Below are 22,530 nucleotides of genomic sequence, written 5' to 3'. Positions count from 1 at the left end.
GTCGATGTCCCGAGGGGGGATTTTTTCAGCAGGACACCAGCCGTTTCAGCTCGGCACACACGCGTCCCAGCGACCCGGGGGCGTTGTCTTGGCTGCACCGACTGGCGTCCCCTGGATGCGCCTATCTTTTAATGGATTCGGGGCATCCAGAAAAGGCGTGTCATCACGAATGACCCAGCACATCGGCGCTCGCAGGCTGCATATTCACGGCCCGCGACACCGACGAGAGGAGCACTTCATGAAGTTCACACAGCTGGGCCGAACCGGCCTGCGTGTCTCCCGCCTCTGCCTGGGCTGCATGAGCTACGGCACGCCTTCCTGGCGACCCTGGGTCCTGAACGAGGAAGCCTCCCAGCCCTTCTTCCGCCGCGCGGTGGAGCTGGGCATCAACTTCTTCGACACCGCGGACATGTACTCGCTGGGAGTCAGTGAGGAAGTGACGGGTCGTGCGCTGCGACGGTATGCGCGCATGGAGGAGGTGGTGCTCGCCACCAAGGTGTACTTCCCCATGGGGGACGGGCCCAACATGCGGGGCCTGTCTCGCAAGCACATCGTCCAGGCGTGCGAGGCGAGCCTCAAGCGCCTGGGGGTGGAGACCATCGACCTGTATCAAATCCACCGGATGGATCCGCACACGCCGCTGGAGGAGACGCTGGCGGCGTTGGATCAGCTCGTGAACCAGGGCAAGGTGCGCTACCTGGGCGCGTCGTCCACGTTCGCGTGGCAGTTCGCCCGCGCGCTGGGCGTGGCGGACCTGCACGGCTGGTCGCGCTTCGTGTCCATGCAGGACCACTACAACCTGGTCTACCGCGAGGAGGAGCGGGAGATGCTGCCCCTGTGCGAGGCGGAGGGCATCGGCGTCATCCCGTGGTCTCCCCTGGCGCGCGGGCTGCTCGCGGGCTCCCGCAAGTCGCTCACGGACCGCAGCTCCACGACGCGCGCGAAGACGGATGCGTACGCGCCCGTGCTGTATGACCAGCCGGGTGACTGGGAGGTGGCGGAGGCCAACCGGAAGGTGGCCGAGGCGCGCAACGTGCCGCCCGCGCAGGTGGCCCTGGCGTGGCTCTTGTCACGGCCGGTGGTGACGGCGCCCATCATCGGCGCCACGAAGCCGGAGCACCTGGAGGACGCCGTGCGCGCCGTGGACCTCAAGCTCACGGCGGAGGAGCTTCAGCAGCTCGAGGCGCCATACCAGCCCCACGCGCTGCGCGGCATGTGAGCCGCGCGCGGGCACCTCAGAGGTCCATCTGAGGTGCGGACCTGGGCGCCTCCATCGGGGTCATGGGGCCGTCCAGGAACGCGGCGCGCGGTCCGGCGCCGCCATAGGCCATCGCCTCGATGCGGTTGACGCCGGGAGAGGCCGGGTCCCTCGGGTAGCACTCCGCCTCCGTCTCCTGGAGCTTCAGCTCCGGGCGGTGCTCGCCCATCCGCTCGATGCGCGGGGGCACGTAGCCGACGGCGTCCTCGAAGGCGTAGCGCGTGAGCAGGCGCAGGGTGGCCACCGGCCCGCAGCGCACCTCTGGACGGCGCACCATGTTGCCGCCGATGGTGAGCTCTCCCGGGTGCGCGCCACCCACGTTGGACACGCGGACGGCCTGGGGAACCATGGTGACGGCCCACGTCTCCTGGCAGCTCACCACCACGTCCGGCACGGGACGGCTGACGAGCTTCAGCGGCGCGTACTCGCCCGCGGCCATCGCGGTGCGGATCAGCGGCTTCCACGGGGGGATGGTGCCCTCCGGCATCAGGTTCGTCCGGCACTCCATGGACGTGCCCGCGTCGTCCGCGACGAACACCACCTGCACGTTGCTGAGGTAGCGCGCGCCGGACGCCTCGGCCCGCTCCAGGAAGCGCAGCACCAGCGCGCTGCCATCCTGCGCGAGGCCGAAGGGCATGGAGATGGCCCAGGGCGAGTCACCGGACTCGAGCGCCAGCTCCGGTGGGACGACGGTGACGGGGGGGCCGCGGCGCGGCACCACCGACGAGGTCCGCGCGCACGCGGCGCACAACAGCAACAACAGGGTCAGGGCTGAACGACGCATGGCGTCCCCTCCGAGAAGCGCACCTGGGCCAGGTCGAGGCTAGCACCGCGCTCACGCGCCCGGCTGCAGTGCCCTCCGGAAGGCAATCATCCAGGAGCCCTGTCGATATGGAGGGCGGCTTCGCGCGTTGTCGAGGCCGCCCGCGTGCGCCCGCTCAGGAGCCCAGGGCCTCCGGGCTCTTCAGCCACTGCGCCGCGGCGCGCACGTCCGCCTCGAAGTGGATGCGGGCCTCCGCGCGCTCGCGAGGGTCCTGCCGACGCAGCACGTCCCACGGCGCGAAGGTGGCCAGCGCGCCGGGAGCCCATTCGGAGGGCACCAGCCGCCCCCGCCCCACGTCCAGCCGGAAGCCCGGTCCCAGCAGCACCTGCCCCGCGGCGCCGCCCAACGCGAGCAGCAGCCGGGGACGCACCCGCGCCGCCTCCGAGGCCAGCTCCTCCCGCAGGGCCCGGGTCTCCGGCCAGCTGAGCGCGCCCGAGCGACGCCCCGGCCAGCGGGCCCGGGACACCCGCAGGTCCGAGCTCCGCAGCCCCGCGCGCGAGAGGACCAGCTCCAGCAGCCGGCCCGAGGGCCCCACGAAGCACGCCGCGTCTCCCTCCTCCCGGGTGCCGGGCACGTCCCCCAGCAGCAACACCCGCGGCCGCGCGTGGACCGGGTCCGGCGACGCGGCGCGGGCCGGAAAGGGCCCAGGCTCCGGGAACACGAGCCCCGCGCCGAAGGACAGCCTCGCCCGATCCCAATGCGCGCTGGCGTCCGGCGTGAAGAGGCTCCAGTGGAGCGAGGGGAAGCGCCCCACGAGGAAGGGCGCGGCCAGCCGGACGACGAGGTGCTCCGGCCGGTACCACGCGACATGGCGCGCCTCTCCATCCGAGGCGGCGCGATGGAACCGGACGCGAATCACCAGCTCCCGCAGGTCCCGCCGCACCGCGCGCTCCATGCGCCGCAGCCGCTGGACGTCCCGGTCCGCGTCCTTCTCCAGGAGGCGCCGCTCACCGTGCGTCAGCCGCCACAGCACGCGGTACAGCAGCGCGAAGCGCTCCGGATCCCGGTGACACACCACCTTCTCCGCCAGGGACAGGAAGTCCGCGGGCAGCGCCGGGACGGCCCGGGCGCCACCACCGGACAGGAGCGGGTCCACCCACTGCGTCCACGCCCCCTGCCCCTGTTCGAACTCCACCCGGTCCGGAGGCATGCCGCGCACCAACAACCCACGCGCCACCTCCCGGAACGACGACAGCTCCGGCGCCACGCTCACTCGCACCTGGACCTCCTGGTCGCTCGACCACCCGAGCGACGCAGGCTACCTTCCAGGTCTGACACCGCCAGCCCACCCAGGGCGTCGTCGCGCGCTACTCCTCCTTGGCGAGCGCGTCCACCTGCTCCTGGAGCCCGTCCAGGTCCTCGAAGAAGGACTCCACGGGCTGGGCGCGGGCCACCCGGAAGACGGGCGGCAGCAGCGTGCGGGAGAAGTCGAGCGACGTGCTGAAGGGCTCGTTGCCCAGCAAATCGTTCGCCCGCGACACGGCGCCGAAGGCCAGCGTCACCACGACGAGCACCCGCACCAGCCGCGCCGGCTCCCACCGCGCCACGTAGCGCAGGTGCCAGAAGAGCCCCCAGCCCATGAGGAGCAGGAACGTCGCGTGGTACACCCAGGAGAGGCTCGCGCCCAGGCCCAGGCTGAAGCCCAGCGCGGCCACCAGCAGCGGCAGCGCGACGGCGCCCAGCAGCACCAGCGCGCCGATGGTCGCGTGCGCGCGGTAGTGGAAGTGGCGACGGGAGATGCGGCTGGCCACCGCCCAGCCTCCGGCCCACAGGAGCGTGAGCGTCAGGGGCATCACCAGGGCCACCGTGAGCTCGCCCCAGTCCGTGCGCGCGTAGTTGCCCAGGTAGGACGCCAGCGCGCTGAACAGCAGCAGGGACAGCATCGCCACGGGGAAGGCGCGCGGGTGCTCGAACACGCGCTCGCGGGGCTCGCCGGACACGGTGCTCACCACCGTGGGCGGCACCGCGTGGTTGCGGGCCCGGAAGCGCAGCACCGTGTCCCCCACCGCCACGCGGGTGTCGGGCACCAGCTCCAGCTCCGCCAGCTGCGTCCAGGGCTGCACGCGCCAGGTGCCGTTGTCGCTGCCGACGTCGCGCAGCACGAGCGCGCCGTCCTCGCGGCGGTCGATGCGCAGGTGCTCGGCGGAGACCTTCGGGTCATCCAGGATGACGTCGTTCGAGTACGCGCGGCCCACCGTGGCCGGGAAGCGCTCCAGCCGGTGACGCGTGTGGACGGAGTCACCCTCCAACACCTCCAGGAAGATCACTTCGTCCACGACAGCCCCTCCAGGTAGCGGCGCGCCAGCTTGCGCGCGTTGTCCGCCGTGAAGCCGCCCAGCGTGAGGCTGGTGTCCACCCCGCTGGTGCTGGCGTTGAGCGCGGCGGCGCGCAGCACCAGGTCATAGAGCCCCGGGAAGCGCTTGTACGCGCGCAGGCACATGGCCGCGCGCACGGGCAGCCCGCCCACGTCCACGAACTCGGAGGTGCACCGGAAGTTGGTGACGTCCTCGCGCGAGGCCTCCACCGTGTCCGGGTCCTGCGAGAACAGCGCGGTGTAGAGCGCGGAGAAGCGCAGCGCGCCCAGCTCCTGGCTGGAGGCCTGCTGATGCAGGAAGGCCACCACGCCGGTGCGGTGCCGCGAGGACAGGTAGATGTCCTCCTCGGACGAGCACTGGTAGTTCGTCACGGTGTACGGCACCTCCGGATCATGCGGCGTGTCGCCCCAGCACTTGAGGAAGGGAATCCACCGCCCCGGGACGTGGTAGCTGCCCAGGGCCTGCTTCGGCAGCGAGGCCGCGAGCATCTGCTCGGTGAGCCGCTGCTGGTTCTCGATGAGCTGCGCGCGCACCGTCTCCAGCAGCGCGGGCGTCGCGTCCGGCGCCATCTTCAGCGCCCGGCCGAGCAGCGTCCTCGCGCGGTGCACCGGCACCAGGAAGCCCAGCTGGTTGCCCATGGTGGCCACGTTGACGCCCACCACGGTGCCCTGCCCCGTCAGCGTCGGGCCGCCGCTCATGCCCGGGTTGATGGCGCCGCTGAAGTGCAGGCGCTCGTAGAGCGAGTCCTGGATGAAGCCGTTGTACGTGCCCTCGACGATGGTGGTGCCCAGGTCATGGGGGTTGCCCATGGCGAACAGGCGCGCGCCCTGGGGCGGCTCGCGGTCCTCCAGGACGAAGTAGTCCTTCACCGATTCATCCATGCGGATGACGGCCAGGTCGTGCACCACGTCCACGTCCACCAGGCGCGCGGGCACGGGCTCCCCGCCGGTGCGCAGCACGAGCTGCGCGGTGTAGTCCTCCGGGTGGAGCACCACGTCGGAGACCACGTGGTAGTTGGTGATGGCGTACCCGTCGCCCGAGACGAAGAAGGCGGAGCCGATGGAGGAGCGCGTGCCCGAGCGGCGCTCGATGATGCGCACCTGGGCGACGCGGTTCTGGATGCGCTGGAAGAGTTCGTGGGTGGCCGGGGGCAACACGGCCGGAGGCGGCTCGGGCGCGGGAGCGGGCACGACGTCGGGTTGGCTTCGGACGGCGGAGGGCGCGCCCGGTTCGGATGGGGCGACGGCCGGCGCCTGCCCCAGCACGGCGACGAGGAGGAAGACGAACATGGATGCGGCGCACGCTATCCCAGCGCCGCGCGCGCGGGGGTACCGAGTGGCGGGGGCATGAGGCCTCCGGTGCGCTCGTCGACCCACCTGCCCTGTTGGCGACGCGCCGGGCAGCGGGTAGGGTCCGCCCCGCCCGAGGTGCCTCGTGGGGGTCCACGAGGTTTAGCAAGGGAATCCGGTGTGAATCCGGAGCTGCCCCGCAGCGGTCAGTGGGAACGAACGCCGTCGAACGCACTGGTCCTCGGCAGACGAGGGCTGGGAAGGGACGGCGCCTAGGACGCCAGCACGCGCCGCGATGAGGGGCGGGTGGTGGGAGGCCCACGGAGCCCGAAAACCTGCCTCGAGCCCATCTGGGACGCGGACAGCGCCCCGGGTGGCGCTTCGCCCCCGGCCTTCGCGGGAAGGTCAGGCCATCCCTCGCGGCCCACCGCCGCCCTCGGAGGTCTTCATGTCCGGGGAGGCCCGTGGGCCAGGAGTCCGTCCATGAGTCACATGCAGCCGTCCCTCCCCTCCTCCGCCACCGAGACGCGGATGGTGGACATGGTGTTTCCCGATCAGACCAACCACTACGGCACCCTCTTCGGAGGTCAGGCCCTGAGGTGGATGGACATGTCCGCGTTCATCACCGCCAGCCGCTACACGCGCCGCACCGTGGTCACCGCGTCCAGCGAGCGCGTGGACTTCCACATGCCCGTGCAGCAGGGGCAGCTCGTGGAGCTGGTCAGCCGCGTGACGGCGACGGGCCGCACCTCCGTCACCGTGGACGTGGAGATGTTCGCCGAGGACCTGCTCACGGGCGCGCGGGAGCTGTGCACGCGCGGGCGCTTCGTGCTCGTGGCGCTGGATGAGCACCGCAAGCCCACCGCCGTGCCCCCGCTCTTGCCCGAGCCGGGTGCGCAGTGACGTGAAGCCCTGAAACGCAACGTGCGCCGGGGCCGGCTCCTCGGGCTCCGGCGCGCACTCCAGCAGATGGCATCACGCGGGGACCCGCCCGCCTCCGAGGCGGCCCGCTCGCGGCGCCGCCCAGGGCGCCACCGGGGATTCATTCGTGCGCGAGCCGCGCGGTCGTCACGACTCGGAGGCCATCCGCCCCGCGCGCCCCCGGCGCCACGCCGCGTATGACGCCACCAGCGCACCGGCCAGCGCCCCCGCGAGCGCGCCCAACAAGCGCCGGGGAACCACGCCAGGCGTCGTCGTCGGCTCCAGGCGGAACGTCTCCAGCGAGGCTCGGACGCTCGGCGCCAGCACCTCCCAGCGCACCGCGGGCGCGCTGACGACGACCACCGCGTGCCGCCCCTCGGACGCGAGCCCCGCCACCAGCACCGTGCGCGTCTGCCCCGCGTCCCGCAGCGTCCCCAGCACCTCCACGCGCGGCGCATCGCCTCCAATCCGGTCCACGCGCTCCGGCGACAGCACCACCCCCAGCTCCCGCTGGAAGTGCTGCATCACCGCCGACGCGAAGTCGTCACGCTCGGACGGGCTCGCGGAGAAGCCGCGCTCCACCACCGACACCAACATCGTCGCGGCCTCCGGGCCCTCACCATCCGCGAGCGCCGCGGACAAGGCCCTCGGCGTCTCCGCGTCCAACGTCACCGCCCCCGCCACCGAGCCCGTGTACGGCTCCCACCGCACCATGTGGAACCCCTCGGGCGGACGCAGCACGTAGCCGTCGCGCCGCAGCTCGGTGCCGAGCGCGCCCGACAACAACAACCACCCTCCTGCCACCCACGAGAGACTCACACCGCGCAGCATAGGTCCCCCGCGCCCCGGACGCGGCCACTCGCGTGCCGGGCCGCATGAACCCATGGATACCCAGAAGACACGGCTTCACGGGCGCGGAGCCCGCCGGCCCGGCACACCGCGAAGTCAGCGCCCGGCGCGCCTTCGTTGTGACATCCCCGTCGGGCACGGGTAACCTCGCGCCGAGATGAATCCTGCAGCCCGGGTGGAGATGGAGGCTCGCGCCGACCGAGCGCTGCGCCGTGGAGAGCTGGTCGAGGCGCTCGACCTCTATGAGGCGCTCCTCCTGGCATTCCCGGACGACGGCGCGCTCGCCGACAAGCTCGCCAACCTCCGCGAGTCCCTCCAGCCCCTGGAGCTCCAGAAGCTGGAGGCCTCCCGACCGCCCGAGGAGCCTGAGCTCCCGCTCGGCCCCTCCTCACCCGCCCAGGAGGGTGAGCGCCTGTTCGCCCTCGGCGACTACGTGGGAGCGGCCGCCGCCTACCGCCGCGCCGTCCAGGAGCGCCCCGACAACGAGCTCTTCAAGGAGCGGTTGATCGAGGTCTACCGGATGGCGAAGGAGATGCCCCTACAATCTCCGACAGACAAGGCGCTGCCCAAGGCGCCCCAGCCCCGTCTGCAGGCCCTGCTGGACCGCGTCGCCTCTCGTCGCCGCCTCAAGCGGGACTGATGGAAGCTCGCGTTTCCACTCGGAAATCCGATCCGTGAGGTGATTCGCGCGTTGCACCCCGGCGCGGGGGCCTCCTATCATCAGGTCCGACGTCGCTGTCATGGTGGGCACTCCTGCCTCTGACACCCGCGTCCGACCCCTATGGCCCGTTCACTGAGACTCGGAGTCCTCACCGGTGGCGGAGACTGCCCCGGGCTCAACGCGCTCATCCGCGGCCTCGTCAAGCGGGGCACGCACGAGTTCGGCCACGAGTTCGTCGGCATCGAGAACGGCTACATGGGCCTGGTGGAGCCCGACCTCACGCGTCCCCTCACCGAGGAGGACACGCGCGGCATCCTCCCCAAGGGCGGCACCATCCTGGGCACGTCCAACCGCGCCAACCCGTTCATCTACGCCTTCAGGGAGGGTGAACGTTGGGTGGAGCGCGATGTGTCCGACGCCGTGCTGCGCCGCTGCGAGGCGCTGAAGCTCGACGGAGTCATCGCGGTGGGCGGCGACGGCACGCTGTCCATCGGCCACCGGCTCAGTGAGAAGGGCCTCAAGGTGGTGGGCTGTCCGAAGACCATCGACAACGACCTGAGCGGGACGGACCAGACGTTCGGCTTCGACACCGCGCGGCTCATCGTGACGGAGGCGTTGGATCGGCTGCACTCCACGGCGGAGGCGCACGACCGGGTGATGCTGGTGGAGATCATGGGCCGGCACGCGGGCTTCCTCACGCTCGAGAGCGGGCTTGCTGGCGGAGCGGACGTCATCCTCATCCCGGAGATTCCCTACCGGGTGGAGTCCATCGTGGAGAAGCTGCGCCGCAGGGCCACGCGCCGCCGCAGCTTCTCCATCATCGCCATCTCCGAGGGCGCCTTCCCCGTGGGCGGCACGCTGGCCGTGCTGGACAAGGCCGAGGACGTGCCCGGACGCGGCGTGGTGCGGCTGGGCGGCTCCGGCAAGGTGTGCGCGGACCTGCTGGCGCAGCACGTGGAAGCGGAGATCCGCGTCAACGTGCTGGGCCACCTGCAGCGTGGCGGGAGCCCGAGCGCGGCGGACCGCGTGCTCGCCACGCGCTATGGTTGCAAGGTGCTGGACCTGGTGCGCGATGGACAGTGGGACCACATGGTGGCCCTGCGCGCCGGAGAGATTGTCGCGGTACCGCTGAGCGAGTCGCGCAAGGAGCGCCGGGTGGACCCTTCCGGCGAGCTGGTGCGCTTCGCGAAGAGCATGGGCATCAGCTTCGGGGACTGAGGGAGGGGGAAGGCACTTTCGCCGCACACGTCATGACGCTCGTCGGCCGCCATATCGGTCGCTATCGCATCCTCGAGCAGCTCGGCTCGGGGGGCATGAGCGTCGTGTACAAGGGGCTCGACACCGCCCTGGACCGTGAAGTGGCCGTGAAGGTGCTGCACCCCCACCTGGCGGGCAAGGACGAGTCGCGGCGGAGGCTCGCGCGCGAGGCCCGCGCGGTGGCCAAGCTGCACCACCCCAACATCCTCGAGGTGTTCGACTTCTCCGCCGCGGACGCGCAGGACGCGTTCATCGTCACCGAGTACATCCGCGGCCAGACGCTCAAGACGGTGCTCGACGAGGGGCCCATGGATCCGCCGGAGCTGGCGGCCATGGTCATCCACGAGCTGGCCGCGGCGCTCGCGCATGCGCATGAGGCGGGCGTCATCCATCGCGACCTGAAGCCCGAGAACGTCATGGTGCGCGAGGACGGCATCCTCAAGCTCATGGACTTCGGCATCGCGCGGCTGCTCGACATCGAGGAGCGGATGACGGTGACGGGCACGCTCGTGGGCTCGCCCGCGCACATGTCCCCCGAGATCATCGAGGGCCTGGAGGCCGGCCCCGAGGCGGACGTCTTCAGCGTGGGCATCATGTTCTACGCGGCCATGACGGGCCGGCTGCCCTTCTCCGCGCCCAACACCACGGCCACGCTCAAGCGCATCCTCGACGGCGACTACGAGGACCCGCGCCGCCGCGTCCCGTGTCTGTCGGATGAGCTGGCGGACATCTGCGCGCGCTGTCTCCAGAGGGACCCGAACCAGCGCTACCCTGACGCCGGCAAGCTGCGCGACGCGCTCGCGGACTACCTGGCGGGCCTGGGCTTCGCCCGCGTGGGCGAGGAGCTGGTGTCGTTCTTCGCCGACCCGCCGTCGTACCGGAAGCTCGCGCGCCAGCGCATCGTCGCGTCGCTGCTGGAGCGCGGTGAGCGACTGCTCGCGGAGAAGCGCACGCCGCGCGCGCTCGGCTGCCTCAACCAGGTGCTGGCGCTGGACGCGCAGAACGCGCGGGCGCTGGGGCTGCTCAAGGGCATCCAGCGGGCGCAGCGCGCGCGGAAGTGGCGACGGCGCGGCATCCGGCTCGCGGTGGGGCTCGCGTCCCTCACGGCCGTGAGCCTCGGCGGCTACAAGCTGTACCACGCGCCCGCCGACGCCGCGTTCCATCCGCCCGAGGCGAGCACGCCCTCCACGCCCCCGTCCATGACGTCCGGAGGCCGCGAGCCGAGCGGCCCCGAGGCGACGGCGCCCTCCTCCACCGACCCGACCGGGGCTGGGCCCGCCGCGCCCACGGGCACCGGCGTGGCCCCCGGCGCGCTGCCGCGAGCCCCCGAGGGTCCAGGCACTCGCACGCCGTCGCCCCGGAGCGAGGGCTCGCGCGGCATGGCGTCGAAGAGTCCTCCCACCGAGGCGCCGGGCACCCGCGCCGACGCGCTGTCCCTGGTCCCCGGCGGGCCCTCCCCGCGCACGGGCGGTCCGCGCGCGGTGGGCGGCACACCTCGCGCCGCGGACGATGCGCGCGCGGTGGGAGGCCCTGGTGAGGAGCGCGTCGCCGGACGGCAGCCCGGGGCGAAGAAGGTCTTCGCCACCATCCTCGTGCGGCCCTTCGGGGTCATCCGCGTGGGCGACGGCGCGCCGAGCGCCCAGGCCCTGTCGAAGCACGACGTGGAGCTGTCCCCGGGGCGCCACACCGTCACCATCTCCTGCGACTACTGCCTGGACGTGAAGGAGGACATCGAGGTCCAGTCCGACGGCGAGAACCGCTTCCACCTGGGGGCCCAGCCCAAGCCGTCACCGCTCTCGCTCGAGTACACGCCCGCCGAGGCCACCGTGCGCGTGGGCGACCAGGTGCGCACCGCCCGCGACAGCGTCCAGCACCCGTTCGAGATTCGCGCGCCGCGCGGCCCCGCGGGCTTCCTCCACACCGTCGCGGTGGAGATCTCCCACCCCGGCTACAAGACGGAGCGCCGCGTCGTGCAGCTGCGCCCGGGAGAGCCGACGCTCGTGGCCGGGAGCCTGTCCCCCGAATGAACCGTGGGCTCGCGCTCATCTCGCTCTGGCTCGTGCTGTGGACGCCAGCCGCCTCGCTCGCGCAGGAGGACACCGGGGACCCGGAGGTGACGGCCCTGCGCGCCAGCTTCGAGTACGGCAAGTACGCCGAGGTCCTGGACCGCGCCGGCGCGCGCATCGACCGGGGCGGGCTGGGCGAGGACGAGCTGGTGGAGCTGCACAAGCTGGCGGGCCTGGCCGCGTTCAACCTGGGCCGCACCGAGGAGGCCTCGCGCCACCTGCGCGCCCTGCTCCGGTTGGACCCCGACTTCAGCCTGGACCCGTTCGTCGTCCCGCCCCCCGCGGTGGCCTTCCTGGAGGGCATCAAGGACGACATGACCAACGAGCTGGAGTTCCTGCGTCAGGAGCGCCGGCTGCGCCAGGAGCGCGAGAAGGCGGAGACCGAGCGCCGCGAGCGCGAGCGCGTGGAGGCGGAGGTGCTGCGCCGCCGCGCCGAGGAGCTGGCCAGCCAGGTCAACGTGCGCACCGTGGAGAAGCGCAACTTCCTGGTCAACTTCGTCCCGTTCGGCGCGGGCCAGTTCCAGCAGGGCCGCAACAGCCTGGGCATCGTCTTCGCCGCCACCGAGGGTGTGCTCGCGGTGACAAGCGTCATCTCCTACTTCGCCTACGAGTCGCTCTTCGAGGAGCGCACGCTCGAGCTGGACAACGTGCTCGATGACGACGGCAAGGCCTCCATCACCATCCGCTTCATCCCCACCAGCCGCGAGCGCCAGCGAGACACCTGGCAGCTGCTCAAGCTGGCCTCGGCCGCGGGCTTCTACACCATCTACGCCCTGGGCGTGGTGGACGCGCTGTACCACCATGAGGACCAGGTGGTGCGCACCACCGTGGAGACGCGCGAGCCTCCGGCGCGAACCACGCCGCGCTCCGAGGTCCTGACTCCCCGCGCCACCCCGCCGCGCACCACCGCGCGCGTGGGCGTGTACCCCACCTCCGGCGGCGGCGGCGTCGCCCTGTCCCTCACCTTCTGAGCCCCTCAACCTCCAGGTATGTGAAGCCCTATGGCCAGCCTCACCGTCCGCAGTCCTGATGGCAAGGTCCGCGAGATCGCCCTGCACAAGCGCATCACCAGCATCGGCCGCAGCGCGGACAACGACATCGCGCTCGACGACCCCGGTGTCCCCGACAGCGCCCTGCACGTCACCTTCGACGGCACGCGCTACGAGGTGGGCACCCTGGGCGCCACCGTGCAGGTCAACGGCAAGAAGCGCGACACCCACGCGCTCGCCACCGGCGACGTGCTGCGCGTGGGCAACACGGAGCTGAAGTTCTCCCGCGAGGACGCCCCGCGCGCGCCCCCGCCCTCCACGCTCGCCCCGGCGCAGCGCGAGGCGCCGGCGACCAGGGACACGTCGGACTCACACACCACGGAGCTGCCCGGGGTGCCCGGCCGCGAGCTGGCCATGCTGCGCCGGCTCACGGCCTTCAGCGAGCGGCTGCTGGCGCTCTACGACGTGGAGCGCATCCTCGAGAGCCTGATGGACGAGGCCATCGAGGTGACGCGCGCCGACAAGGGCTTCCTCATCCTGATGGAGAGCGGAGACCCGCGCGTGAAGGTGGCGCGCAACGTGGCGCGCGAGAACATCGAAGACGCGGTGGAGAAGCTGTCCGACTCCATCATCGCCAAGGTGGTCAAGGAGCAGCGGCCCCTCATCGTCGCGGACGCGGTGGACGCCCCCGAGTTCAAGGCCAGCGAGTCCGTGGTCAACCTGCGCGTGCACTCGGTCATGTGCGTGCCGCTGATGCACAAGGGCGACCTGTTCGGCGTCATCTACGTGGGCAACGACCGGCTGGTGAACCGGTTCGAGCCCAAGAGCGCGGACATGCTCACCATCTTCGCGGCGCAGGCGTCGCTCGTCCTGCAGAACGCGATGCTGGTCAACGACCTCAAGCTGGACAACACGGAGCTGCGCCGCAAGCTGGAGGACCAGCGCTACGGCGACATCGTGGGCGCCTGTCAGGGCATGCGCGACGTCTACAAGCGCATCGATAAAATCGCGCCCACGGACATCTCCGTGCTCATCACCGGCGAGACGGGCACGGGCAAGGAGCTCATCGCCCGGGAGATCCACCGCCGCTCGCCGCGCCTGAAGGGCCCGTTCATCACCATCAACTGCGGCGCCATCCCGGAGAACCTCCTGGAGAGCGAGCTGTTCGGCCACGTGAAGGGCGCCTTCACCGGCGCGGTGGCCACCAAGGCGGGCAAGTTCCAGGCGGCCATCGGCGGCACGCTCTTCCTGGACGAGATTGGCGAGATGCCGCTGCAGCTCCAGGTGAAGCTCTTGCGCGCGCTCCAGGAGAAGATCGTCTACAAGGTCGGCGACAACCGGGGCGAGCCGGTGGACATCCGCGTCGTCGCCGCGACCAATAAAATCCTCGAGGACGAGGTGAAGCGGAACACCTTCCGCGAGGACCTCTACTACCGCCTCAACGTCGTCACGCTGAAGCTGCCCCCGCTGCGCGAGCGCGGCGAGGACGTGGTGGTGCTGGGCCGGTTCTTCCTCCAGAAGTACTCGCGTGAGTTCAGCTCCCGGGCCAAGGGCTTCACCCCGTCCGCCGCGGTGGCCATGAAGAAGTACGGCTGGCCGGGCAACATCCGGGAGCTGGAGAACCGCATCAAGAAGGCCGTCGTGCTGTCCGACAAGCCGCTGCTGGGCCCGGACGACCTGGACCTCAAGCCGGAGAACCTGGACCCCATCATGCCGCTGCTCCAGGCCAAGGAAGAGTTCCAGAAGCGTTACATCAACGAAGTGCTGGCGCGGAACAACGGCAACCGGACCAAGACGGCCAAGGACCTGGGCGTGGACCCTCGCACCATCTTCCGGCACCTGGAGAAGCTGGAGGCGGAGAAGACCGGCCGGCCGCTGCCCCCCGAGGAGGGCGAGGAGCTGCTCTGACGGCGGCGCCCGACACACCGCGGATGGATTCGACGACGGCGCGAGCACCCAGGGACAGGCCGCCCGGCCAGGGACGGGCGATGTGTGTCCTGGCCTCGGCCCTGGGCCTGCTGCTCGTCGGCTGTCTGTTGCCCCAGGACGACACCCTGCTCGACGACGTGCCCCGGTTCATGAACCGCTCGCCGCGCATCATCGAGTCGCTGGTGCTGCCCGAGGAGCGCATCATCCGGGACTTCGGCGCCACGCGGTGCGAGCTGACGTTCGAGGTCGCCGTGGAGGACCCGGACGTCGATGACCGCATCAAGGTGCACTGGTTCATCGACTACAACCCGCAGGACCCGCGCGGACCCTACCGGGAGATCGCCCTCACCAACAACGGCGAGGCGCGCCGGCCGGACCGGGGCACGCTGCGCATCAACCTGGCCTCCGCGAACTCGGAGCTGAGCGCGCCGGGCCAGCATCTGGTGGAGGCCCTGGTGAGCGACGCGGAGCTGACGGATCGGCAGCCCGAGTCGCGCGTGGTGAACCTGCCCGACGGAGGCACCATCATCGACCCGGGCTTCGTCATCAGCTACACCTGGGTGGTGAACACGGTGCAGGGAGACTGCCGATGACCCGCGCTCCCGCCCGGCTCCTGGCCGCGCTGGTGCTGCTGTCCGGCAACACCCGCTGCGCCCTGTTGGACGAGCCCCCGGCGGACTCGCTCCTCGTCTGCACCTCCGACGCGGACTGCTCGGCCAACGAGACCTGCTTCGTCGACGGCTGCGGAGACCCGGGCCAGGACATCGTGGTGGAGGTGACGCCCAACCCGGCGCTGGGCCTGTACGCCCAGGACTTCCCGGTGGGGCGCCTGCGCGCCGAGCAGAACCTGCAGCTCTTCGGCGAGGCGTCCGTGCGGGGCCTGGTGACGCGCGCCACGGTGACGCCGCCCACGCCGTCGAGCAGCGCCACCCGCCCCTATTCGGATCCGCTCTTCGTGCGCGCCGTCGGCACCAGCGCCCTCATCCCGGGCGTGGCCCGCTACCACCAGGCGTTGCTCGTGCCCGACAACGGGCAGTGGACGCTCCCCGTCGCCAGCGGCCAGTACGCGGTGACGCTGCTGGCCGAGGACCCGGACGTGCCGCCCGTGACGAACACCGGCACCGTGTCCCCGGGCGAGACGCTCGCGATGCAGTGGCTGCTGCCCGCCTCCAACGCCGTCGTGCGGGTGCAGGGCCAGGTGGCGCTCCATGATGGCGCCCCCGTCCCCGCGGGGCTCGCGGTGGAGGCCCTGGACGCCCAGCTGCGTCCGCTGTCCCAGCGCATCCCGGTGACGGCCTCCACCGGGGCCTTCTCGCTGGCGCTGGCCCCGGAGGCCGCCAGCGCCAGCACCGTGCTCCTCCGGGTGACGGCGCTGCACGACGACGCGCTCATCCCCCAGCAGACCTTCCCCGTGGACCTCACGGCTCCGGTGGAGCTGGAGCTGGGAGACTTCGGCGCGCCGGTGCGCGTGACGGGCCGCGTGGTGGCGCAGGATGGCCGCCCCGTCGCCTCCGCCACCGTGTCGCTCCAGGGGCGCGTGAGCGGAGGCGGCACCTTCGCCAGCCCCCTGGCCACCACGGACCTGGAGGGCCGCTTCGAGCTGCGCTCACTGCCCAGCCCCGCCGAGGCGCCCCTGGAGCTGGTGGTGGTGCCGCCGCCCGGCGCCGCCTCCGGGCTCACCATCACCAACGCGGTGGTGCCGCGCACGGACACGGTGCTGCCGGACGTGGTCTGCGCCGAGCGACGCCTGGTGCGCGGCCTGCTGCGGCTGCCGGATGACACGACGCCCGCGGCCGGCGTGCGCCTGGTGGTGGAGCCCGTGGACACCGTCTCGGGGCGACGGCTGCCGCCCGACCTGGCCACGGAGACGATCACGGACGGCAACGGCGAATACACGCTGCGGTTGGACCCGGCGCTGTACCGGCTGGACGCCGTGCCCGGGGAGAACCTGCCGCGCATCGCCCGCTTCGTCTCGGTGGTGCCCGGCAGCGACGGCGTCGAGCAGGCGGTGTCCACCTTCTCCCTCCAGCGCGGGCGCACGCTGCGCGGACGCGCGCTGTCCTTCGCTCGCGAGCCGGGCGTGCCCCCGGGCCTGGCCTTCGCGTCCATCCGCTTCTACCGGGTGGTGAACGTGGAGGGCCGTCCCACCTCGGTGCTGCTGGCCCAGTCCGTGACGGACACGCTGGGCCGCTACACGGCGCTGCTGCCCATCCGCTGAAGGCCGCTCAGGGCAGCGAGGACCTCGCCGCGGGGCTCGCGCTCGCCGCCTTGAAGGCCGCGTGGAACGAGTCCACCGTGCCGCCCACCTCGTCCGCGTACTGCACCGCGTGCGTGGTGTAGAGGTCCAGCACCGCCTCCAGCCGGCGGTACACGGTGCGCAGCGGGGCGCGCTCGCGCGTCTGCAGGTCACACTGGGACTCGCGCTCACGCAGCCGCGTCAGCCACTCGGTGCGAAAGCGCATCCATTCCTGGTCCACGTCGCGCGCGGGCGACACGCGCACCAGCTTCTCGCGGCCCAGCTCCAGCTCGTCCCACAGCGCGCGGGCGCCGGCCAGACACTCCGGGAAGCCGAGCGTCACGGAGGCGGGCGGCAGCTTCTCCGGCGTCATGGCCGCCACCGAGCGGCTCACGTTCACGATGATCCACACCGAGAACAGCGAGGTGAGCGCGATGTAGAGCCCATACGCGGCACCACGGTAGCGGCGGAAGCGAGGGTCTTTGCGGGGGTCGGGAGCGGACACGGGGTCCAGGTCTTACGACCGTGGACCCCGCGTGGCAACGCTTCCGTGGTCTCCCCACCCGGCTGAGCGGGCGGGGGTGCGGCCGGGACTACTGACCGGCGGGGCTCGCCACCTGCTGGGCGGGCGCCGCGGCGGGGGCCACCGGGGCGGGCCCCGCGGCCTCCGTGTTGCCGCTCATGGCGCGCTTCACCATGGCGATGCGGCTGCGGAACTGCTGCTGGTACTGGCTGTTGAGGTAGCTGCCCGCGGCGTCACGCGCCGTCTCCAGCGCCTTCTCCATCTGCCCGACCTCCTGGTACGACTGGGCCAGCAGCAGCATGGCGTAGTCGCGCGTCTTGGAGGTGCGGTCGCCCTCGACGAAGCGCGCCAGCAGCGGCACGGCCTTGTCGTGCTTGCGCAGCTGGTTGTAGGCCGTGCCCAGGAAGAAGGACGCGTCCAGCGCCTGCTCGTTCGGGGGGTTCATGGCCAGGAAGCGCTCCATCTCCGCGACGACCTGGTCCATCTCGTTCTTGCGGAAGGCGATCTTCCCGCGCTCGAAGGCGACGTCGCCCGTCTCACGACGCAGGGACGAGGCCCGGTCGTTGAGCGCCTGACGCTCCAGCGAGCTGAGCCGGGAGGTGTCCAGCTTCATCAGCGCGTCGATGCCCTTGAGCCGCTCGTCGCCGGGCAGCGAGGTCATCATCTTGTAGACCTCCGCGGCGCCCCGCTGGGCCGTCTGGTGCGCGGACGTGTCCGCGCGCTGCTTCTCCAGCTGGCCCGTCAGGTCCGCCACCATCTTCTCCAGCCGCTCGCGCTCGTTCGTGGCACTGGAGGAGCGGGCGCTGGTGATCATCACCGCCGCGCCCACCGCGATGACGGCGAACAGCACATACGCCGCCGCGGAAGAAATCCACTGACGCTTCTGGAAGTCCTCGTGACGCTTGCCTACCGCCTTGACCTCCGCGTGGAGGTTCTTCAGCAGGTTGTCACTCTTGATGACGAGGTTGCGGGCCTCGACGACTTCGCGGCGGAGGTCCGCCAGTTCCTTATCAATCTCGGTCTTCGCCTGCTCTGGCATGGACATCTTCCTGGGCCCGGTAACGATCTCGGCCGACTCACGCATCGTAAGGAGTTCTCCCGGTCATACGGCGACAATTTCCGCAGCGGAACACCGCAATCGTTCCACCGCATTTCCGGAAGCGTTCAACCTGCTCGGCGCATGCCTGCTCGGGCTACAGGCCGCCCGTCAACGAGCGGGATGGCTCGGGCGGAAAAGTGTACGTCACGCCCAGGGACATCCAGCTGCCTCCGAGGCTGAACGAGGCGATGCGCTTGTCCTGGTCGTTCAGCGCCGGGCCCACGGGTCCGCGAAGGAACATGAACCGGTACTCGGCGGAAAGGCCCCAGCGGGGGGACAGCCGCCAGGTGGCCCCCAGCGAGCCCGCCCAGGCCTGGGTGGTCTTGTCCTCCAGCTTCTCTCCGGACAGCTTGGAGCTGGCGATGGCCGGCCCCGTGGCGAGCCCCGCGAAGGGCACCAGGCCATACGGGCCGATCTCCGGGAGCACCGTCTGGAAGCGCACGCCCACCAGCGCGCCGTAGCCCAGCGTCTCCAGGCTGCGCTCGACGGGCGCGGCGCCCTCCAGGCCGGGACTGTTGAGGTACAGCTTGGAGCCGGTGAAGAAGAGGTCGATGCCCAGCTCCACCAGGTCGGAGATGGAGTAGGCGAAGGTCGCCACGCCGAGCGGACCACCGTCCGTCTCGCGCGCCCGTGGCAGGCCCCTGTTCGCCTCGACGTCGTACCAGGTCTTGTAGAGCGTCTCGTTGGAGGTGACGCGCCAGCCCCCCTGCACGGTGATGCGCCCCACTCCCGCCAGCGACGTGGGGATGGGCTCCTCCTCGTCCTGGGCGACGGCGGGAGTGGCGAAGAGCAGGACGAGGGGCGGCAGGAGGCGACGGAGCATCGGACTCGGAGGCGAAGGTCAGGTGCGCTTGGAGCAGCGCACGGCGATTTCCAGGAAGGTCGTCCGCTGACGACACAGCGACGCGACCACGCAGCGGACGACACACAAGGCCCCGAACTCGCGGAGCACCACGCCCAGGTTGGACACCACGTCTCGCAGGGTGATGACACCGCGCATGTGGCCGCTCCCGTGTGCGTTGCCGTGAGGGGTGCTCGGCCTGGACGTCCGTGCCGGGGAACGCCCGGTGCTACAGGCGTGTGGCCCACCGTAGCAGTGACCTCCCACGGGTCAACTTTCCGGCCAGGTCAACGGGCGCGGCGCTCCAGCTCCAGCAGCGGCATCTCCAGCACCACCACCGTGCCGTGGCTGCACGGGGGATGGAAGTCGGCCCGGTCCAGCTCGCCCAGCAGCGCGCGCAGCTGCGCGTCCGTGAGCGGCACGGTGTTCGCCTTGCGCGCGGCGTGACAGGCCAGCACCCGCACCGCCTCCGCCAGCGTGACGGCGTCCAGCGTGGCGCCCCGAGGCGGCAGCGCGCGCGCCAGGGCCTCCAGCAGCGAGCGCGCATCGGCGCCCTCGAGTCCCGGCGGCACCGTCTTGAGCGCCACGGTGGTGCCACCGAAGGGCTCCACGTCGACGCCCAGCCGGCAGAGCGCCTCGCGGCCCTCGACGAGCGACTTGGCCACCGCGACGGGGAACTCCAGCGTGGTGCCGAACAGCGACGGCGCCGGAGGGCCCTTCTCGTCCTCGAGCGCGCGCAGGTACGTCGTCAGCCGGGCCCGCTCCAGCGCCGCGTGCGGGTCCAGGACCACCAGCGTGCCGCCCGGTCCCTCGCAGATGTGGAAGCGGCCGCCCAGCAGGCCCATGGGCCTGAGCGCGGCGAAGTAGCCCGGCGGAGGGGCCTCGTTGAGCTGGGGCTGGGCCTCGCCGAACGCGGGCGGGCGCATGCCGGTGTGGGCGAAGGGCAGCGGCGCGGGAATCCCGGCCATGGGGCCGGGGGCGCCGGACAGGGGCGCGGGGCCCGGACCGGGCGAGGCGGCGTCCAGCGTGGTGGGCAGCGGGCCGCCCCACGACGCCTCCTGCGCGCGGGTGAGGAAGCGCTCCACGGCGTGCGCGTAGTGCGCGGCGTCTCGCGGCGTGTTGCCCAGGGCGGCCTGGGCGTCGGCGCCGGTGCCCAGCCAGGGGGCCGCGCGCAGCATGCGGTTGAGCGCGGCGCTGATGGCCTCGTACACGCCGCGCGCATCGGAGAAGCGGACCTCCAGCTTCTGCGGGTGGACGTTGACGTCCACGGCGACGGGGTCCACGTCGATGTTCAGCACCACCACCGGCTGACGTCCGGCGGCGAGGAAGTCCTGGTACGCGCGCTGGATGGTGCCGATGAGGCCGCGGTCCCTCACGAAGCGGCGGTTGACGAAGGTGTAGAGGCCGCGCGCGTTGGGGAAGGTGAACTCGGGCGAGGCCGCGTACCCGGTGACGCTGACGCCCAGCCGGCGCTCCTCGACGGGGAACAGGTGCGGGTGACAGGCGGGCCCCAGGGCCGCCGCGATGCGCTCGCGCGGGTCCTCGGGACAGGCCGCGCTGGAGAACAGCTCGTTGCCCTCGTGGGTGGCGAAGAAGCCCACGTCCGGGTTGGCCAGGGCCAGCCGGACGACGGCCTCCTCGGCGTGCTTGAGCTCGGTGTCGCCCCGGCGCAGGAACTTGCGGCGCGCGGGCACGTTGAAGAACAGGTCCTCCACGGTGATGATCGTGCCGGTGCGCGGCGGGGCGTCCTCCACCACCACGTCCACCCCACCCTCCAGCGTCACCCGCGTGCCCACGTCCGCGCCGACCTCCGCGGTGTGCAGGCTGAAGCGGGACACGGAGGCGATGGCGGGCACCGCCTCACCACGGAACCCCATGGAGTCGATGTGGAACAGGTCGTCCAGCTCGCGCAGCTTGCTGGTGGCGTGGCGGTCCAGACAGAGCGTGGCGTCCTGGCGGCCCATGCCGTGTCCATCGTCGGACACGATGATGCGGTCCACGCCCCCACCCGACAGGTCCACGCGCACGGTGCTCGCCCCGGCATCGAGCGAGTTCTCCACCAGCTCCTTCACGACGGACGCGGGCCGCTCCACCACCTCGCCGGCGGCGATCTTGTTGATGAGGACGTCACTGAGACGGGCGATGCGTGCCATGGCAATCGTCCACCCTCCGCCACCCGGACGACGTTGTCCAGCAAGACAGAGCCGTGCAGGCTGACATTCGAGAGCGGCTGGGCTAACAGGAGACCTCGCGTATGGACGAGTCACGACCAGGCAAGGGACGGCTGCGTGTCGCGGTGACGGGAGCCAGCGGCGAGTACGGGAAGCTGTTGCTGCCCCGGCTCGAGCGCGATCCGGAGGTGGAGAGCATCGTCGTGCTGGACGTGAACCGTCCCGAGGGCGCCAAGGTGGAGTTCCACCGGGTGGACCTCACGCGGCACGACGCCGAGAGCGAGCTCACCGACGCGCTGACCGAGCGCCCCGTGGACGCGCTCTACCACCTGGCGTTCCTGTTCGGCCCCATCCGCAACGGCTCGCTGGCGCACGAGCTGGAGGTCATCGGCACGATGAACGTGCTGACCGCGGCGGGCCGCGCGCGCATCCCCCGGCTGGTGGTGCCGTCGATGACGGCCGTCTATGGAGCGCGGGGGAACAACCCGGCGCTCCTGCGCGAGGACTCGCCGCTGCAGGGCTGTCCGCACAGCCGCTTCGTCACCGACAAGGTGGAGGTGGAGGGACAGGTCCGCGCGTTCCGTGAGCGGCACCCCGAGATGAAGGTGCTCGTGCTGCGCTTCGCGCCGGTGCTGGGGGCCGCGTTCGAGAGCCCCGTCACGCGGCTGCTGACGCGCACCTCCGTGGTTCCCACCCTGCTGGGGTTCGACCCGCTGTGGCAGGGGCTGCACGAGGAGGACGCGGGGCGGGCGCTGCACCTGGCGCTGCGGGCGGAGGCGTCCGGGGAGTTCAACATCGTTGGCCAAGGCGTACTCCCGCTGTCCGGCCTCATCCGACAGGCGGGTGCCCGGCCGCTCCCCCTGCCCGGCCCATTGTTCCGTGGCGCACTCCACGCGCTGGATGTGGTTGGAGCGGACACGTTGCCCGTAGCCCTTCTCGACTACATCCATTACTCGTGGGTGGCCGACGGCGAGCGCGCGGAGACTGCCCTCGGCTTCATCCCCTTCCACCACGTCAGGGACGCCGCGGCGGCGCTCAAGAGGAGCTAGAGATGGCCAAGGGTGTCCTCGGGAACGATCCTTTCCAGCGCGGAGCCGCCTCCCGCGAGGGTGAGCGCACGAAACCCGGCACCCCTCCGCGGGACCGCCCGCCCTCCGAGCGCGAGGGCACGGCGACGCAGAAGGCCCACTCGAAGAACGGGGCCGATGCGAAGAAGCAGCCCGCTCGTGGAAAGCCCGCATCCGGGAAGGCGAAGTCCCGTGGTCCCGAGGCCCGGGGCTCGGAGCAGAACGGGCGCGTCCAG

Annotated in this window: 20 protein-coding genes and 1 riboswitch; of the genes, 10 read left to right on the top strand and 10 right to left on the bottom strand. The window is 71.5% G+C overall.

What is annotated here, in order from left to right; genetic code table 11:
* The first annotated feature begins 238 nt into the window (after positions 1-238).
* On the top strand, positions 239-1,219 hold the full coding sequence (locus AC6JA9_RS20615; RefSeq protein ID WP_223749893.1) for an aldo/keto reductase: 981 nt from the start codon (positions 239-241) through the stop codon (positions 1,217-1,219).
* 16 nt (positions 1,220-1,235) lie between these two features.
* On the opposite strand, the gene AC6JA9_RS20610 is transcribed toward AC6JA9_RS20615, so the two are convergent.
* The 4 genes from AC6JA9_RS20610 to AC6JA9_RS20595 all read right to left on the bottom strand — a co-directional run bounded on the left by AC6JA9_RS20610 (position 1,236) and on the right by AC6JA9_RS20595 (position 5,685).
* Positions 1,236-2,042, bottom strand: coding sequence for a hypothetical protein (locus tag AC6JA9_RS20610; protein WP_223749894.1), 807 nt, complete (start codon positions 2,040-2,042; stop codon positions 1,236-1,238).
* Between the two features lie 154 nt (positions 2,043-2,196).
* Complete coding sequence (locus AC6JA9_RS20605; protein ID WP_223749895.1) at positions 2,197-3,300, bottom strand: DUF4130 domain-containing protein; 1,104 nt, start codon at positions 3,298-3,300, stop codon at positions 2,197-2,199.
* Positions 3,301-3,388: 88 nt separating this feature from the next.
* Positions 3,389-4,357, bottom strand: a complete 969-nt coding sequence (locus AC6JA9_RS20600) for an FHA domain-containing protein (RefSeq protein ID WP_483577835.1) — start codon at positions 4,355-4,357, stop codon at positions 3,389-3,391.
* Positions 4,345-5,685, bottom strand: a complete 1,341-nt coding sequence (locus AC6JA9_RS20595; protein WP_223784452.1) for a S1C family serine protease — start codon at positions 5,683-5,685, stop codon at positions 4,345-4,347. Before AC6JA9_RS20595 ends, AC6JA9_RS20600 begins: the two co-directional genes overlap by 13 nt.
* 119 nt (positions 5,686-5,804) lie before the next feature.
* Positions 5,805-6,042: riboswitch (cobalamin riboswitch) on the top strand.
* A 126-nt stretch (positions 6,043-6,168) separates the two neighbouring features.
* On the opposite strand from AC6JA9_RS20595, the gene AC6JA9_RS20590 reads away from it, so the two are divergent.
* Positions 6,169-6,588 carry an acyl-CoA thioesterase gene (locus AC6JA9_RS20590; protein ID WP_223749898.1) on the top strand — a complete coding sequence of 140 codons (420 nt, stop codon included), beginning with the start codon at positions 6,169-6,171 and terminating at the stop codon, positions 6,586-6,588.
* Between the two features lie 165 nt (positions 6,589-6,753).
* Here the strand turns inward: AC6JA9_RS20590 and AC6JA9_RS20585 are convergent, their stop codons facing one another.
* Entirely contained in the window at positions 6,754-7,437 is a 684-nt protein-coding gene (locus AC6JA9_RS20585; protein WP_420715304.1) for a hypothetical protein, read from the bottom strand.
* Between the two features lie 175 nt (positions 7,438-7,612).
* Here AC6JA9_RS20585 and AC6JA9_RS20580 point away from each other — a divergent pair, with 175 nt between their 5' ends.
* From AC6JA9_RS20580 to AC6JA9_RS20550, 7 genes are all read left to right on the top strand, one after another.
* Positions 7,613-8,095, top strand: a complete 483-nt coding sequence (locus tag AC6JA9_RS20580) for a hypothetical protein (protein ID WP_141330997.1) — start codon at positions 7,613-7,615, stop codon at positions 8,093-8,095.
* 141 nt (positions 8,096-8,236) lie between these two features.
* The gene (locus tag AC6JA9_RS20575) at positions 8,237-9,334 is read left to right on the top strand and encodes a 6-phosphofructokinase (protein WP_223749899.1); all 1,098 of its coding nucleotides are present in this window, start codon (positions 8,237-8,239) and stop codon (positions 9,332-9,334) included.
* A 32-nt stretch (positions 9,335-9,366) separates the two neighbouring features.
* Positions 9,367-11,400, top strand: a complete 2,034-nt coding sequence (locus tag AC6JA9_RS20570; protein WP_223749900.1) for a serine/threonine-protein kinase — start codon at positions 9,367-9,369, stop codon at positions 11,398-11,400.
* Positions 11,397-12,410 carry a tetratricopeptide repeat protein gene (locus tag AC6JA9_RS20565; protein ID WP_408890516.1) on the top strand — a complete coding sequence of 338 codons (1,014 nt, stop codon included), beginning with the start codon at positions 11,397-11,399 and terminating at the stop codon, positions 12,408-12,410. The genes AC6JA9_RS20570 and AC6JA9_RS20565 overlap by 4 nt, the downstream gene beginning before the upstream one ends.
* A gap of 30 nt (positions 12,411-12,440) precedes the next feature.
* On the top strand, positions 12,441-14,336 hold the full coding sequence (locus tag AC6JA9_RS20560) for a sigma 54-interacting transcriptional regulator (RefSeq protein ID WP_141330990.1): 1,896 nt from the start codon (positions 12,441-12,443) through the stop codon (positions 14,334-14,336).
* Positions 14,337-14,416: 80 nt separating this feature from the next.
* The gene (locus AC6JA9_RS20555) at positions 14,417-14,950 is read left to right on the top strand and encodes a hypothetical protein (protein WP_141331004.1); all 534 of its coding nucleotides are present in this window, start codon (positions 14,417-14,419) and stop codon (positions 14,948-14,950) included.
* Positions 14,947-16,575, top strand: a complete 1,629-nt coding sequence (locus AC6JA9_RS20550) for a carboxypeptidase-like regulatory domain-containing protein (protein ID WP_223749903.1) — start codon at positions 14,947-14,949, stop codon at positions 16,573-16,575. Before AC6JA9_RS20555 ends, AC6JA9_RS20550 begins: the two co-directional genes overlap by 4 nt.
* 7 nt (positions 16,576-16,582) lie before the next feature.
* On the opposite strand, the gene AC6JA9_RS20545 is transcribed toward AC6JA9_RS20550, so the two are convergent.
* The 5 genes from AC6JA9_RS20545 to mutL all read right to left on the bottom strand — a co-directional run bounded on the left by AC6JA9_RS20545 (position 16,583) and on the right by mutL (position 21,209).
* On the bottom strand, positions 16,583-17,098 hold the full coding sequence (locus tag AC6JA9_RS20545) for a hypothetical protein (RefSeq protein ID WP_408890517.1): 516 nt from the start codon (positions 17,096-17,098) through the stop codon (positions 16,583-16,585).
* 88 nt (positions 17,099-17,186) lie between these two features.
* A complete protein-coding gene (locus tag AC6JA9_RS20540; protein ID WP_370640404.1) occupies positions 17,187-18,155 on the bottom strand; it encodes a tetratricopeptide repeat protein in 969 nt (322 codons plus the stop codon).
* A gap of 154 nt (positions 18,156-18,309) precedes the next feature.
* Positions 18,310-19,038, bottom strand: coding sequence for an outer membrane protein (locus AC6JA9_RS20535; RefSeq protein WP_223749906.1), 729 nt, complete (start codon positions 19,036-19,038; stop codon positions 18,310-18,312).
* 18 nt (positions 19,039-19,056) lie between these two features.
* Positions 19,057-19,215 carry a hypothetical protein gene (locus AC6JA9_RS20530; protein ID WP_170300476.1) on the bottom strand — a complete coding sequence of 53 codons (159 nt, stop codon included), beginning with the start codon at positions 19,213-19,215 and terminating at the stop codon, positions 19,057-19,059.
* Between the two features lie 128 nt (positions 19,216-19,343).
* Complete coding sequence (mutL, locus tag AC6JA9_RS20525; RefSeq protein ID WP_223784447.1) at positions 19,344-21,209, bottom strand: DNA mismatch repair endonuclease MutL; 1,866 nt, start codon at positions 21,207-21,209, stop codon at positions 19,344-19,346.
* Between the two features lie 101 nt (positions 21,210-21,310).
* On the opposite strand from mutL, the gene AC6JA9_RS20520 reads away from it, so the two are divergent.
* Positions 21,311-22,276, top strand: a complete 966-nt coding sequence (locus AC6JA9_RS20520) for an SDR family oxidoreductase (protein ID WP_223749908.1) — start codon at positions 21,311-21,313, stop codon at positions 22,274-22,276.
* Positions 22,277-22,530 lie beyond the last annotated feature (254 nt).

Source organism: Myxococcus sp. MH1 (assembly GCF_059738865.1).
Note: the sequence above shows the minus strand (reverse complement) of the source record. Positions and strands in the feature narration are given on the sequence as shown.

Coding starts and splice junctions, on each gene's coding strand:
- AC6JA9_RS20615 (WP_223749893.1), top strand. CDS start 239: ATGAAGTTCACACAGCTGGGCCGAACCGGCCTGCGTGTCTCCCGCCTC.
- AC6JA9_RS20610 (WP_223749894.1), bottom strand. CDS start 2,042: ATGCGTCGTTCAGCCCTGACCCTGTTGTTGCTGTTGTGCGCCGCGTGC.
- AC6JA9_RS20595 (WP_223784452.1), bottom strand. CDS start 5,685: ATGTTCGTCTTCCTCCTCGTCGCCGTGCTGGGGCAGGCGCCGGCCGTC.
- AC6JA9_RS20590 (WP_223749898.1), top strand. CDS start 6,169: ATGAGTCACATGCAGCCGTCCCTCCCCTCCTCCGCCACCGAGACGCGG.
- AC6JA9_RS20585 (WP_420715304.1), bottom strand. CDS start 7,437: ATGCTGCGCGGTGTGAGTCTCTCGTGGGTGGCAGGAGGGTGGTTGTTG.
- AC6JA9_RS20580 (WP_141330997.1), top strand. CDS start 7,613: ATGAATCCTGCAGCCCGGGTGGAGATGGAGGCTCGCGCCGACCGAGCG.
- AC6JA9_RS20575 (WP_223749899.1), top strand. CDS start 8,237: ATGGCCCGTTCACTGAGACTCGGAGTCCTCACCGGTGGCGGAGACTGC.
- AC6JA9_RS20570 (WP_223749900.1), top strand. CDS start 9,367: ATGACGCTCGTCGGCCGCCATATCGGTCGCTATCGCATCCTCGAGCAG.
- AC6JA9_RS20565 (WP_408890516.1), top strand. CDS start 11,397: ATGAACCGTGGGCTCGCGCTCATCTCGCTCTGGCTCGTGCTGTGGACG.
- AC6JA9_RS20560 (WP_141330990.1), top strand. CDS start 12,441: ATGGCCAGCCTCACCGTCCGCAGTCCTGATGGCAAGGTCCGCGAGATC.
- AC6JA9_RS20555 (WP_141331004.1), top strand. CDS start 14,417: ATGTGTGTCCTGGCCTCGGCCCTGGGCCTGCTGCTCGTCGGCTGTCTG.
- AC6JA9_RS20550 (WP_223749903.1), top strand. CDS start 14,947: ATGACCCGCGCTCCCGCCCGGCTCCTGGCCGCGCTGGTGCTGCTGTCC.
- AC6JA9_RS20540 (WP_370640404.1), bottom strand. CDS start 18,155: ATGCCAGAGCAGGCGAAGACCGAGATTGATAAGGAACTGGCGGACCTC.
- AC6JA9_RS20535 (WP_223749906.1), bottom strand. CDS start 19,038: ATGCTCCGTCGCCTCCTGCCGCCCCTCGTCCTGCTCTTCGCCACTCCC.
- AC6JA9_RS20530 (WP_170300476.1), bottom strand. CDS start 19,215: ATGCGCGGTGTCATCACCCTGCGAGACGTGGTGTCCAACCTGGGCGTG.
- mutL (WP_223784447.1), bottom strand. CDS start 21,209: ATGGCACGCATCGCCCGTCTCAGTGACGTCCTCATCAACAAGATCGCC.
- AC6JA9_RS20520 (WP_223749908.1), top strand. CDS start 21,311: ATGGACGAGTCACGACCAGGCAAGGGACGGCTGCGTGTCGCGGTGACG.